The organism is Rhodococcus sp. S3 (assembly GCF_058211795.1).
In genome coordinates, this window is the sequence record NZ_CM177074.1 from 3,309,528 (window position 1) to 3,322,702 (window position 13,175).

Annotated in this window: 10 protein-coding genes; 3 read left to right on the plus strand and 7 right to left on the minus strand. The window is 68.0% G+C overall.

Translation table 11 applies throughout. The annotated features are described in order from the left end of the window. Window positions 1-6 precede the first annotated feature (6 nt). Window positions 7-1,236 carry a sensor histidine kinase gene (locus AC0LPE_RS15500; RefSeq protein ID WP_490604777.1) on the minus strand — a complete coding sequence of 410 codons (1,230 nt, stop codon included), beginning with the start codon at window positions 1,234-1,236 and terminating at the stop codon, window positions 7-9. A gap of 104 nt (window positions 1,237-1,340) precedes the next feature. Here AC0LPE_RS15500 and AC0LPE_RS15505 point away from each other — a divergent pair, with 104 nt between their 5' ends. Then, window positions 1,341-1,952 (plus strand): hypothetical protein, encoded by a 612-nt coding sequence (locus tag AC0LPE_RS15505; protein WP_059380766.1) that lies wholly within the window; start codon window positions 1,341-1,343, stop codon window positions 1,950-1,952. Next, window positions 1,949-3,229, plus strand: a complete 1,281-nt coding sequence (locus AC0LPE_RS15510; protein WP_490604778.1) for an alpha/beta-hydrolase family protein — start codon at window positions 1,949-1,951, stop codon at window positions 3,227-3,229. The genes AC0LPE_RS15505 and AC0LPE_RS15510 overlap by 4 nt, the downstream gene beginning before the upstream one ends. A gap of 84 nt (window positions 3,230-3,313) precedes the next feature. Here AC0LPE_RS15510 and gatA read toward each other — a convergent pair whose 3' ends face one another. Together gatA and gatC are read right to left on the minus strand one after the other, a co-directional pair. Further along, the gene (gene gatA, locus AC0LPE_RS15515; RefSeq protein WP_088897174.1) at window positions 3,314-4,789 is read right to left on the minus strand and encodes an Asp-tRNA(Asn)/Glu-tRNA(Gln) amidotransferase subunit GatA; all 1,476 of its coding nucleotides are present in this window, start codon (window positions 4,787-4,789) and stop codon (window positions 3,314-3,316) included. Then, window positions 4,786-5,085 carry an Asp-tRNA(Asn)/Glu-tRNA(Gln) amidotransferase subunit GatC gene (gene gatC / locus AC0LPE_RS15520; protein WP_006554549.1) on the minus strand — a complete coding sequence of 100 codons (300 nt, stop codon included), beginning with the start codon at window positions 5,083-5,085 and terminating at the stop codon, window positions 4,786-4,788. Before gatC ends, gatA begins: the two co-directional genes overlap by 4 nt. A gap of 366 nt (window positions 5,086-5,451) precedes the next feature. On the opposite strand from gatC, the gene AC0LPE_RS15525 reads away from it, so the two are divergent. Further along, window positions 5,452-6,102: an ACT domain-containing protein gene (locus AC0LPE_RS15525; protein WP_088897173.1), complete on the plus strand. Its 651-nt coding sequence runs from the start codon at window positions 5,452-5,454 to the stop codon at window positions 6,100-6,102. Between the two features lie 23 nt (window positions 6,103-6,125). On the opposite strand, the gene AC0LPE_RS15530 is transcribed toward AC0LPE_RS15525, so the two are convergent. The 4 genes from AC0LPE_RS15530 to AC0LPE_RS15545 form a co-directional block, all read right to left on the minus strand. Continuing rightward, a complete protein-coding gene (locus AC0LPE_RS15530) occupies window positions 6,126-8,609 on the minus strand; it encodes a LuxR C-terminal-related transcriptional regulator (protein ID WP_490604779.1) in 2,484 nt (827 codons plus the stop codon). A 226-nt stretch (window positions 8,610-8,835) separates the two neighbouring features. Continuing rightward, a complete protein-coding gene (gad, locus tag AC0LPE_RS15535) occupies window positions 8,836-10,227 on the minus strand; it encodes a glutamate decarboxylase (protein ID WP_490604780.1) in 1,392 nt (463 codons plus the stop codon). 54 nt (window positions 10,228-10,281) lie between these two features. Beyond that, complete coding sequence (locus AC0LPE_RS15540; RefSeq protein WP_088897171.1) at window positions 10,282-12,267, minus strand: YhgE/Pip domain-containing protein; 1,986 nt, start codon at window positions 12,265-12,267, stop codon at window positions 10,282-10,284. A 3-nt stretch (window positions 12,268-12,270) separates the two neighbouring features. After that, the gene (locus tag AC0LPE_RS15545) at window positions 12,271-13,146 is read right to left on the minus strand and encodes a hypothetical protein (protein WP_490604781.1); all 876 of its coding nucleotides are present in this window, start codon (window positions 13,144-13,146) and stop codon (window positions 12,271-12,273) included. Window positions 13,147-13,175: the final 29 nt, after the last annotated feature.

The window sequence follows — 13,175 nt, forward strand, 5'->3', positions numbered from 1 at the left end:
CCCACCTTAGGCCCCGGTCAGCACCGGGAGAACCGCTCGGACCTCGAAACCGCCGCCGGGGCGGGGATGGGCGACGAGCTGCCCGCCCACGACGGACGCGCGTTCGACCATGCCGAGGATTCCGTTGCCGCCGCTGCGGTCCGACGGCCGAACGGTGGTGTCGACCTGACCGGCCGAGGCCGGCCCGTTGGTCACCTCCACCGTGACGCTCGCCGGCTCCCACTGCAGCCGTGCGCACACGCGGGCATCGGGTGCGTGCCGGGCCGCGTTCGCCAGGGACTCCTGCAGGATCCGGTAGACGGTGAGTCCGACACCGTCGGAGACAGGTGTGGGGACGCCGACCGTCTCCGTCTCGAGCGTCATACCGGCTCGGCGGGACGACTCGAACAGTTCGCCGATGCGGTCGATGCCGGGCTGCGGTTCGTGTTCGGGGAGTTGCCCGTCGCTGCGGAGCACGCCGAGCAGGGTGCGGACCTCGTTCAGCGCTTCCCGTGCGGTCGCACCGAGGGCGTCGAATTCGGCGCGCACGTCGTCGTTCACGTCCGGAAGCCGATAGGGAGCGCTCTGCGCCTGGACGACGATCATCGACATGTGGTGGGCGACGATGTCGTGCAGGTCGCGTGCGATGTGCGCCTTCTCCTCGAGGATGGCGCGACGCGCACGTTCGAGCTCGCTGACCTCCTCCTCCTGGGCGAGTTGCCGTCGGGAGATCACCAGCCAGCGCACCAGCAGCCCGAATACCACCAGGGCGCTGATCCCGATCCCCCAGCCCCAGCCGTCGCTGCCGGGGACGAAGGCCGCGAAGAGCAGAACCGTCGAGACCCAGACGACGAGGACGATCCGGATCTCCTCGCGGATCGCAACGGCGAACACCAGCGCGAGCATCACCAGGATGTGCACGACCTGCCACGGATAGTCGTAGCCGGGAACGAGGTCGAACGCTATCGGGATGACGAGTCCCGCCGCCGCGACCACCGCCCATCCGAGAGCCGGCCGGACGAGCACGAGGAGGAACGGGAACACCGCCATCCCCGAGATCAGCGGCAGGAGGGGTGGGGAGATGTCGTGGGTCAGGGGCAGCGTCGGCCACGCGATCGCATAGAGGATCAACGTCACGGTGACCACGGTGACTACGCTCCACCGTCCCCGTCCCAGGCGTCCCGCGGTTCTCGCGCCGGACTTCGCAAGCTCTTTCACCTCACCCACGCTAGGAGCCGGGGTCTCGACTGTCCTCATACCTGGGGGTGAGATCCGCCTGGCTCTGCAGGTGGTGTCGGCCTCCGCGAGATCGCTCCGTCGCGGGGTCCGGTGCAGGGCTGTGCGTTCCTAGCGTCGCCGGCATGACAGTGAGATCCGCAGCGGTCCGAGTCGCGTCGGTCGTCTTCCTCGCCACCGCAGCATATGCCGCCGTGCCGGGGGCGCTCGCCCACTCCGCCGCGCCCCCGACGGAGGACGCCGCGGCCGCAGCGACGGTGACGGCGCTCGTCGCCGACGACGCGGAGGGAGCACTGTCGTCCCTGCCGGCCGATTTCACCGCCGTGATGGGGTATGCGCCGATCGTCGAACAGTGGGCGGACGGGACGACGGTGCTCGCCGACCCCGAAGGTGACTGCTCCGCCCCGGTGCCGCTGCCGGCGGCGTTCGAATCGGCCTGCCGGGTGCACGATCTCGGGTACGACCTCCTGCGGTACGCCCACACCACCGGTGGCGAGCTGGGCACCGGTGCCCGCCGCGACCTCGACGGGTTGTTCGCGCGGCATCTCGACACCGTCTGCCGTTCCGAACCCGACATCACCTCCTGCACGCCGATCGCAGGGATCTCTTCTGCAGCAGTGGAATTCAACTCGTGGCGACAGGGCCACCGGACGCCTGTCGCGGAATCGCCGTGGGCCCTGGCCGTCGCTGCGGGCTCGGTCGCTCTGGGCTTCACGGCACGAAAGGTACGGCGATGACGATCCTCACGGTGGTTCTCGCGACGGTGATCTCCCTCGCCCCTCCCCTGCTGCCGCGACAGTCGGTCGTGCAGGGCGTCGTCACAGGTTTGTTCGTCGTGATCGCGCTGACGGTGCTCCGTCTCGTCGTGGTCGCGCGGCGGCGGACCGGGCGACCTCCACGGCCCGCGAGGCCGGAACTGCGTGTGCCCGTCGCGCTCGTCGGCGGGTCCGTCGTGCTGGTCGCGGCGGCCGGTGCACATCGGTGGCAGAACGGTCTGCGGGAGGCGATGTCGGTCCCCGCTGTGGATGTGTGCTGGTGGCTCGAGGCACTGGCGGTCGCGATCGTGGTCGTCGCGGCGCTGCTCGCCCTTCCGCGCCTCGTGCACCTCCTGTCGCGACGCGGGGTGGCGGTGGCCGTCGCCGCGACGCTGGGAATCGGCGCCACGGTTGGGATCGGCGCCACGGCGGCCTTCTCACCCGGAGGGGCGATCGACACGGTCGCCTCCCCCACCGCGCTCTCGGTGGGACTGTCGGGTGGCGTGGGATCGGCGGTGTCATGGAACCGGTTGGGTCGAGAGGGGCAGAAGTTCGTGTCCCTGCCTGCCGAGGGGTCACCGATCCGGATCTACGTGCCGTTGTCGGCCGCACCGGATCCGTCTGCGCGCGCCGAGTTCGCGGTGGACGAACTCCGCCGGGCGAGAGCCTTCGATCGACCGCATCTCGTGGTGGCCGTGCCGACCGGTTCGGGCTGGGTCGATGCCGCTGCGGTCCGCGGTTTCGAGAACCGGTGGGGTGACGACGTCGCCATCGTCGCCCAGCAGTACTCGGACATGCCGAGCTGGGCGACCTTCGTCCTCGACCGCGGTGCCGCGGAGGAGGAGGCCCGCGCCCTGGTCACCGCACTGCGAGCGCACCTGTCCACGCTGCCCGACGAGCGACGCCCCGCTCTGCACGTCTACGGGCAGTCCCTGGGCGCGACCGGCGCGAGCGCCGTCTTCGACGACGAACCGGAGCCGTGTGCACTGTTCCTCGCGGGGCCACCCGCGGGGGTCCGCACCGACGGTGCGAGTGTCCGGGCGAACACCTCCGACCCTGTCGTGTGGTGGCAGCCGTCGCTGCTGTGGTCGCCACCGGATCTGTCGCATGCGCGCGCCGATGCCCCCACCCCACCGTGGCTGCCGCTGGTGTCGTTCGTGAACACGACGGTCGACCTGCTCACCTCGCTCGAGGCGGCACCCGGTCACGGCCATCGCTACGGCGACGACCAGGCGCGGTGCACCTCCGCCGACGGGTAGATCGCGCCCACACGGATCGGCGCCCGGATACACCGCGACCCGCCGGCCGACGAACGGCACGACGGGTCGCGGTGTGGGAAGGGATCAGGCGACGATGGGTCCTCGTGCCGCCTCGAAGGCCGCACCCACCCGGTACAGACGCTCGTCGGCGAGAGCCGGGGCCATGATCTGCAGGCCGACGGGGAGACCGTCGTCCGCCGAGAGGCCGGACGGCACGGACATCGCGCAGTGCCCCGCGAGGTTGGTCGGGAGCGTGCACAGATCGGACAGGTACATCGCGAGCGGATCGTCGACCTTCTCGCCGAGCTTCCACGGCGTGAACGGGCTCGTGGGCGAGACGAGCACGTCGACCTGCTCGTAGGCCTTGTCGAAGTCCTGCGCGATGAGGGTCCGGACCTTGAGGGCCTGACCGTAGTAGGCCTCGTAGTAGCCGGAGGACAGCGCGTAGGTGCCGATCATGATGCGGCGCTTGACCTCCTTGCCGAAACCGGCGGCGCGGGTCGCGGCCATGACCTGCTCGGCGCTCATCGTGCCGTCGTCGACGCGCATGCCGTACCGCATCGCGTCGAAGCGGGCCAGGTTGGAGGAGACCTCCGACGGCAGGATCAGATAGTACGAGGCGAGTGCGTATTCGAAGTGCGGGCACGAGACCTCGACGACCTCCGCGCCGAGCTTCGTGAGCGTCTCGACGGCGGCATCGAACGACGAGAGCACGCCGGGCTGGTAGCTGTCGGAGTGCAGCTCCTTGACGACACCGACCTTCAGGCCCTTCAGGTCGCCGGCCGCACCCTGGCGCGCCGCCTCCACGACGGGACGCACGGCGGCGTTCACCGACGTCGAGTCGCGCGGGTCGTGCCCGGCGATGACCTCGTGCAGCAGTGCCGTGTCGAGGACGGTGCGGCCGCAGGGGCCACCCTGGTCGAGCGACGACGCGCAGGCGACCAGGCCGTACCGCGAGACCGTGCCGTAGGTGGGCTTGGTGCCGACGGTGGCGGTGACGGCGGCGGGCTGGCGGATCGAGCCACCGGTATCGGTGCCGATCGCGAGCGGTGCCTGGTACGACGCGAGCGCCGCAGCGGAACCGCCACCGGAGCCACCCGGGATGCGGCTGGTGTCCCACGGGTTGCGGGTGGGGCCGTATGCCGAGTTCTCGGTGGACGACCCCATCGCGAACTCGTCCATGTTGGTCTTGCCGAGGATGGGGATGCCGGCCTCGCGCAGCTTCGTGGTGAGCGTCGCGTCGTAGGGCGAGACCCAACCCTCGAGGATCTTCGAACCGCACGTGGTGGGCATGTCCGTGGTGGTGAACACGTCCTTGAGCGCGAGCGGCACACCGGCGAGCGCCGAAGCCGGCTTCTCGCCCGCGGCGACGGCCCGGTCGACCTCGGCCGCGGCGGCGAGCGCCTGCTCGGATGCGACGTGCAGGAAGGCGTTGTACTCGCCGTCGACCTCGGCGATGCGATCGAGGTGGGCCTGGGTGACCTCCACCGAGGACAGCTCGCCGGCGTGGATCTTCGACGCCAGGGTCGCGGCGTCGAGGCGTGTCGTATCCGTGCTCATTCGCCCTCTCCCAGGATCTGCGGGACCGAGAAGCGGTCCTCCTCGACGGCCGGCGCACCGGAGAGCGCCTGCTCGGGCGTGAGACCGGGGACGACGACGTCGGGTCGCGTCACGTTGGTGACGGCGTTCGGGTTCGCCATGGGAGCCACATCGTCCGCGGCCACCTCCGACACCGCCTTGACGTGGTTGAGGATCGAATCCAACTGACCGGCGAACTCGTCGAGTTCGGCATCGGTCAGCGCAAGCCGGGACAACCGGGCGAGATGCGCGACCTCGTCACGGGAGATGGCAGGCACCGTGAATGGCCCCTTTCCGATGGTGAGTGAACGTCCTGTCCAGGGTAATGCGTCCTGGAAGCGACGGCGCACGCGGTTCGGTGACATCACTCGTCGCCCGGTCGGCGTCGCGTCCACCCGCCGATGTTGCGAGCTTCGCAACGCTGTGTTGCGTTCGTGTGACATGCCCCGTCGCGACCGGGGATTTTCGGTGGGGTCGGCATATTTTCGGGTCTGCACCGTCCCTGACGCCGTCGACGAGGTGCAAGGATGTGGTCTGCCAGAGGTCGACACGGGCCCCTGGGCCGGCATGCGGATGCCGGCGCACCACGTGCCGTCGACGCGGCGTTCGTCGACGGCACGAAACCGACTGGGGAAAGGACTCACGTGTCGTACCTCTTGCGTGTCAGGCTCCCCGATCGTCCCGGTAGCCTCGGCTCGCTCGCCCTGGCGCTCGGTTCGGTCGGCGCCGACATCCTGTCGCTCGACGTCGTCGAACGCGGCACGGACTTCGCGATCGACGATCTCGTCGTCGACGTCGAACCGGGCAAGCTCCCCGACACGCTCCTCACCGCGGCCGAGGCACTGCCCGGTGTGACGGTCGACTCCATCCGGCCCTACGCCGGAATCCTCGACACCCATCGCGAACTCGAACTGATCGATCACGTCGCCGCCGCCCGCGACGACCGCATCCAGATCCTCGTCGACGGCGCTCCCCGGGTGCTCCGGGTGGGTTGGGCGACCGTGCTCGGGGTCGGCCCGAACGGCATCTTCCGCATCGCGGGGAGCCCCGGTTCGCCGGAGACCCACCTCAACGGCGTGCCCTGGATGCCGCTCGCCGAGGCCACCCTGCTCGACCACGACGGTGAGTGGGTGCCGCAACTCTGGCGCGACATGGACACGATGCTCGCGGCCGCACCCCTCGGCTCGCCCGAACGCGTCCTCGTCCTCGGCCGTCCCGGCGGACCGGAGTTCCGTCCCTCCGAGATCGCACGCGTCGGTTACTTCGCGGGCATCGTCGGCACCGTCCTCCGGTAGTCCCCGACGCTCGGACGCAGGCCTCAGCCGACGACGAGCCTCTGTGCCTGCGCGATCGCTTCCTCACGTGAATGCACACCCAGTTTCCTGTAGAGGGAACGCAACTGGGTCTTGACGGTGTTGAGGGTGACGAACTGTTCTTTGGCGATCGTGCTCGCCGTGCCGCCGGCGAGCAATGCGTCGAGGACCGCGCGCTCGCGTGGGGTCAGCCGTACGGCGACACGGATCTCGCGGAAGATGCCGTACTCGGCCATCGCCGAGTCGAGATCGATCGGCAGGTCGACACCCAGGGACAGGACGTCGCGCACTGCCGACGGTGGGACACCGACGAACGGCCGCGTCACCCCGGCATGTTCCGCCAGCACCACTGCCCGCTGGAGCCGTCGTCGCGCATCGGTGCGGCGACCGAGTCGCAGCGCCGCCACCGATCCGATCAGGGCGAGTTCCGCACCGACGGCCGGACAGTGCTCACGGGCGGCATCCCAGCGATGCACGATCACCTCGGCACCTCCGGGATCGCCGCCGAGCAGACGCAATCGCGCACGGGCCGGAACGGTGAGGGGGTGCGTCGAGCCGTCGAGCAACTCGCGCGCCGCGCGGGCCTCGCCGAGCGCGAGGTGCAGATCGGCACGCGCGGCATCGACCAGCACCGCGGAGATACCGGTGAGGCGATGGGAGAAGTGCTGCAATTCCGAATCGATGTACAGGAGGCCGTCGGCAGGCACACCGCTCAACAGCGCCAGTCGTCCCCGCACGTACATGACGGCCGCCCACAGCTCCTCCGTGTGGCGGAGAGTGCCGAGCTCGGAGAGCGCACGGAAGGCCGTGCCGGTGTCGAGCCGATCGAGTGCCACGAGCGCGGTGGCCGCCAGACCCGCCGTACGGACGAGGGCCTCGGCTTCTCCCAGGATCGGCGGATGCCGGCGTTCCTCCTCGATCCACCGGGTGGCCTCGTGGGTCCGGCCCCGGAGCGCTTCGAGGAGCGCGAGTTTGCCTGCGGCCTCCCGCTCGACGAACACCCCTCGCCCCGCCGTGTGGGCGTGGCGCAGCATCGTTCCGGCGTCGGTGGTGCGGCCGCCGAGGAGGTAGACGGTGCCGAAGTTGAGGTATTTCAGCCCGTGGGCGTGCCGGGCCGTGGTGTCGAGCGTCTCGAAATCCGGCACGGGTTCGGTGGCCAGGCCATCGCACACCTCCATCGCCTCGTCGTAGGAACCCTGCATCCGGAGACTTCCGAGGCGGAGGACCGCTTCGAAGGATTGCGGGAAGGACCACTCCCTCGGCTCTTCCGGGCCGTTCCGGGCCCGGGTGATCGTCCGCAGCGACGCGACGGTGCGATCGTCGGTCGCCATGCAGTCGGGGAGCAACTCGAGCAGCACGATCCCCAGGGAGCGGAGCGATCCGCTCCCGTACAGTGCCACCCAGTTCTTCTCGACGATGTCGATCGCGCATCGCCGGTCGCGCCGCTCCACGGCGTGTTGGAGGGCGATGTCCGGACGTGAGCGCTGCAACCAGTAGTCGATGAGAGCCGACCGCGCATCCCCCAATTCCTCCGGGTATTCCGCGCCGCCGACCCGCAGGAGTGATCTTCCGACGACTTCGGGATAGCACCGGGTGGTCCGGCCGCTCGCGGGGTCCGCGTCCGTCGAACAGGTCTCGATCAGTCCCGACTCGGCCAGCGCGGAGAGAAAGGCCTCGCTGTCGTCGATGTGCGGCAGGGCCGAGATCGACGACCGTGTCACCATGTTCGGTGCGGCGGAGACGAGGACCGAGCGGGAGGGCAGTGCCAGAGAGGGATCCGCCGCCACGACGTGCATGACGACGAGATCGACGGCCGAGTCGACGAGGACGTCGAGGGCGTCGGTGCCGTAGACCCGGTGCGGCTTCTCGGCGCGCAGCGTCGCACACACGGCCGCGACGAAAGCGGCGAATCCTTCGGTGCGGCGGGTGATCCACTCGATGGTGCGTTCGTCCCGTGCGAGTCCGAAGAGGCGGCACAGTGCAGCGGTCTCGTCCACGGTGAACGCGAGGTCGTCGTCGCCGACGATAGTCCTGTGCGGGTGTCCGTCGACATGTTCGGCCCACGACCCCGCAGCCCTGCTGGTCACCACGACCCGCACCTGCTGCCCGATCTGCAGCAACTGCCCGACCCGGTCTTCGATCGCTTCGACCGACCGGACACCGTCGAGCACGAACATCACCGGTCGGGCGTGCCGGACCAGTATCGAACACACCGCGTCGAAGGAGCCTTCCGTTGCAACGGGTTCGTCGATTCCGAGGGAGGTGCACAGCGACGATGCCACCGTCGCCCAGTAGTTCTCGGGTGTGACGTCGTGCGCGGGTTCGGGAATCACCACCGGCGCCCACTCGGGACACGGGTCGGTCGCCAGCCACGTGTCGACGAGGGTCGTCTTGCCGGAGAAGGGGCCACCGAGGATCACGGCGAGTTCGGAATGTGCAGACAGAACGGAGAACAATCGGCGACGGGACAAAGGCAGTGTTCTCGGCACGTCCACTATCCCTTTCGCATCCGGGCAGCATCGTCCCCGAAACGGACTCACAAGTATGTTCAAATATTAGCAGCCGGCGGGGGAAATGACGGATTTCGCCGGGATTCCGATCGCGCGCCAGGAATCACATCGAAGTAGTCCCGTACCTCCATTCACACGGTCCACGAACGGATCTCACGTCGGCGGTGGAGAAACTCGGTGAGCTTCTCCCCCGCTGCGACTTCGTTCAGTGTGCGAATGCCTGGTCGGTGTGGCCGCGACCGACACCCTCGCGGAGATATCCGACTACATCGGCGATGTCTTCACCGAGCTTGTGGGCGATGTCCCGGCTGAAGCCCTCGCGAAGCACGATGCGCAACACCGCGACGTCCTCCGCGTCGGCCGGCATCGTGTAGGCCGGAACCTGGAATCCGCGGGCCCGCAATTCGTGGGAGATGTCGAACACCGTGAAGCCGGGGTCGCCCGTCACCTCGAAGGAGATGACCGGGATGGCGGAGCCGTCCGTGATGATCGCCATGTTCTCGATCTCGGAGATATGCTTCGACAGCATGAGTGCGGTGTCGCGCAGGGTCTCCATGATCTGCGTGTAGCCGGCGACACCGAGCCGGATGAAGTTGTAGTACTGGCCGATGACCTGGTTACCAGGACGCGAGAAGTTCAGTGTGAACGTCGGCATGTCGCCACCGAGGTAGTTGACCCGGAAGACCAGGTCCTCGGGCAGATGTTCCTTCGAACGCCAGACGACGAAACCGATGCCCGGATAGGTCATGCCGTACTTGTGACCACTGACGTTGATGGACACGACCCGCGGCACACGGAAGTCCCATTCGAGGTCCGGATGGAGGAAGGGCACCACGAAGCCACCGGAGGCGGCGTCGACGTGCAACGGGACGTCGGGACCGCCGGAGGCCGCGAGCTCGTCGAGCGCGGCGGCGATCTCCGCGACGGGCTCGAGTTCACCGGTGAAGGTGGTGCCGAGGATCGCGACGACGCCGATGGTGTTCTCGTCGACCGCGTCACGGACCTGCTCGGGGGTGATGACGTAACGGCCGGGCTCCATCGGCAGGTACTTCGGCTCGACGTCGAAGTAGCGGCAGAACTTCTCCCACACCACCTGCACGTTGCTGCCGAGCACCAGGTTCGGCTTCGACGCGTCCTTGCCGGCGGCCTTGCGGGCCTCACGCCAGCGCCACTTGAGCGCGAGCCCACCGAGCATGACGGCCTCGGACGAACCGATCGTCGAGACACCGGTGGCCGAGGACGGATCGGCCGGATCGAGGTCGTCCGCGTTGAACAGGTCGGCGACCATGTTGACGCAGCGGGTCTCGATCTCCGCCGTGGCGGGGTACTCGTCCTTGTCGATCATGTTCTTGTCGAATGCCTCGGCCATGATTCGGCCCGCCTGCGGATCCATCCACGTGGTGACGAAGGTCGCCAGGTTGAGCCGCGAGCTGCCGTCGAGCATCAGCTCGTCGTGGATGAACTGGTAGGTCGCCTCCGGATCGGTCTCCGACTTGGGAAGCCGCAGAGCAGGAATCGGTTCGGTACCGAGCCTGCCGGTGAAGGCAGGTGCGAGTGTCTCGCCTGGAGCGTCGGACTCTGACATGGTTTCCTCCATTTCCCGCATCGAACACTCGTCGATCCGGTGACATCGGGACATACGGGGCGGTTCTCACACCTCGATCGGCGGGTACAGCCTCTCCATCGTGTAGCGGCGGTTGCGCCGGACCGACAGGGCACTCAGAGTCAACGATACGAGCAGGATTCCGGCCAGGACAGCGATTGCGATCCACAACCGCGAATCGATGTGCCCGGCGACGGTGAGCTGCCGCAGACCGTTGACGGTGTAGGTCATCGGGTCGAACGGATGGATGTACTGGAACGGCTTGGCGGTGGTCGGCACGGGGTAGATACCGCCCGCCGAGACCAGTTGCAGCATCAGGAAGGCCAAGGTCACCACACGGCCGACGGCGACACCGAAGATCGCGTTGAACGCCTGGATCATGGCCAGATACGTCGCGGAGATCAACATCAGGAACAGGATCGTCCCCACCACATGCTTCACGTCCAGTCCGACACCGAAATGGACGACCGTGTACATCACGACCACCTGCAGGATGCCCACCAGCAGCGCCGGCCAGTACGACGCGAGGACCGTACGGTAGGCGCCCAGTCCCGCGACGGTGGGCCGCGACTGCAGCGGGGTGAGCAGCATCCAGGTGATGATGCCGCCGACGAACAGGGCGAGCGACAGGAAGAACGGCGCGAAACCGGTACCGAAGGTGGGCGCCTCGTTGGTGTAGTTCTGTTGCAGTGCAACCGGAGTCGACAACGTCTCGGCGGTGGCGGTGCGCTGTTCGTCCGTCCAGCTCGGCACCTGGGTGGCGCCCTGGCTCAAGGCCTGCGCGAGTTCCTGCGAACCCGATTGCAACTCGACCATGCCCGAGGACAGTTCTCCCGCCCCGTCGGCCAGCTGGAAACTACCGTCGGTGAGTTGGACGAGACCGGAGTTCAACGTGGCGGCACCGGAGCTCAGTTCGTCGACACCGCTGCGGAGTTGGTTCACCTCCGCCGCCAGACCGCCGCTCGACAACGTCGCCAGGGCGCCCTGCAGCGGACTGTTCGGATTACCGAGTTGATATTCGAGTTGTTCGGCGTCGGCCTGCAGACGCACGATCTCTGCGCGCAGGGCGTCGGCATCGGAGGCCGCCTGCTGCGCCGTCAGCGGTGTCAACGCGGTGATCGCCTGCTGCACGACCGGATCGGAACTCCGGTTCAGGATGTCGACGACCTGCTGCACGGCCTGGTTCACCGTCGACTGCGTGGTCTGCGGGACCCGGGATTCGAGAGCGTCGAGCGAGGCCCGCAGCTCCGCCGCCTGCCCCGCGACACCCGAGAGGGCACCACTGTCGAGCGCGCTGAGCAGCGGACCGGTCACGCCGTCGATCGCGGTCGCGAGTTCGTTCGCGCCGGCGGCGAGCTGCGCCGACCCGTCCCGCGCCGTGACCATGTTCGTCGCGAGCTCCTGCGATCCCGAGGCGAGCTGGTCCGCTCCGCTCTTGGCCGTGTCTATGCCGTCGGCAAGTTGCCCGGCACCGTCGGCGGCCTGCTTCAGACCCGAGCCGGCACTCTCGAGACCCGTGAGCACGGTCCCGACACCTTGGGCCCCGATCGTGGAGTTCACCTGCCCGATCACCTGTTCGGACGCATCCTGCCCGATGATCGTCGCGAGATAGTTGTTCGCGTCGTTGAAGGTGAAGACCAGATTCGCCTTCTCCGGGTTGTCACCGTTGGGGGATTCGACCGCTTCGGTGAAATTCTCCGGAATCGTGATGGTGTAGTAGTACTTTCCGTCGGCCAGACCCGAGACGGCATCCTCCTCCGACACCTCTGCCAGATCGAGCTGACCGGATGCGATGAGAGACTTCACGACCTGATCGCCGGCATCGACCTGTTCCCCCGTCGACGAACGTCCGGTGTCGTTGTTGACGATCGCCGCGGGGATCTTGTTCACCGCCCCGAACGGATTCCAGAAGGCCCACAGGTACATGGCGCCGTACAGCAACGGCATGAGGATGATCGTTGCGATCGCGATGCGCGGCATCGTGCCGCGGAAGTATCGCTTCGAGTCGCTACCGAGAGAGACGCCTGCGAGCACTCGTCACTTCCTCTTCGTCAGGACGCCGATGTCACCGGGTCCGAGCAGATCGTGCATGTCCACCACGGCCCGTACCCCGATGCCGGGGTCGACGGGGTTCACGTCGCCGATGATCACCGACTGGTTCTCACCGAGCGCGACGAGCCGGTCGAGAAGCGTGGCGCGTTCGACGTCGTCGGCGATCCGATCGATCCGGCCCACCACCAGCAATGGAGGACGCCGGGTGTTCGCCACCGAGATCCGCAGCAGCAGTTGTTGGAGTTCGGGGAGGTCGTCGACGAACGCCTCGAGCGGTGGCAGCGGTACGTCGCCGAAGATCTCCTCGCACATCTCGGCGACACCGTCCTCACGGACCGGCGGAACGAACTTGTACCACGGGGAATCCCACCGCTTCTGCTCGGTGACGAGGTCGCGCACGGTGACCGAGGGGCGTACCTCGTCGAGCTCGTTCATGCAGGCGATCGCCGACCGCGCGATGATCTTCTGCGGCCTGTCCTCGCCGAGAACCGTCAGCGACCCCCGGGTCAGCCGCATCCGACCGCACAGAGCCATGAGCAACGCGGTCCGCGCGGCACCGGCCTGCGCGGCCAGGACCGTCACTCCCCCGGCGTCGAGATCCAGGTCGAGTGGGCCGAAGACATGCCCCCAGGGCCCGTGGAGTTCGATTCCGCGTGCCGACACGAGCGAGCCCGGGGTCTGCCGGGCAACCGCCTGCTGCACGACCGGAGTGCCGTACGGCGGAGTTTCGAGATCGTCCGGTTCGACTGTGCCCAGCGGTGTTCCGTCGTAGTTTCCGTCCGCGACGAAGGGCTCCTCGGGTTGCTCGTCCGACAACTCGTCCCATGCTTCTGCGTCGCTGTGCTGTCCGTAGTGAGTCACCGACCGTCCTTGCGCCGAACGAGTAGGGC

What these genes read in the sequence shown, in the direction of transcription:
- AC0LPE_RS15505 (WP_059380766.1), top strand. Translation starts at nt 1,341, where the DNA reads ATGACAGTGAGATCCGCAGCGGTCCGAGTCGCGTCGGTCGTCTTCCTC.
- gad (WP_490604780.1), bottom strand. Translation starts at nt 10,227, where the DNA reads ATGGAGGAAACCATGTCAGAGTCCGACGCTCCAGGCGAGACACTCGCA.
- AC0LPE_RS15500 (WP_490604777.1), bottom strand. Translation starts at nt 1,236, where the DNA reads ATGAGGACAGTCGAGACCCCGGCTCCTAGCGTGGGTGAGGTGAAAGAG.
- gatA (WP_088897174.1), bottom strand. Translation starts at nt 4,789, where the DNA reads ATGAGCACGGATACGACACGCCTCGACGCCGCGACCCTGGCGTCGAAG.
- AC0LPE_RS15510 (WP_490604778.1), top strand. Translation starts at nt 1,949, where the DNA reads ATGACGATCCTCACGGTGGTTCTCGCGACGGTGATCTCCCTCGCCCCT.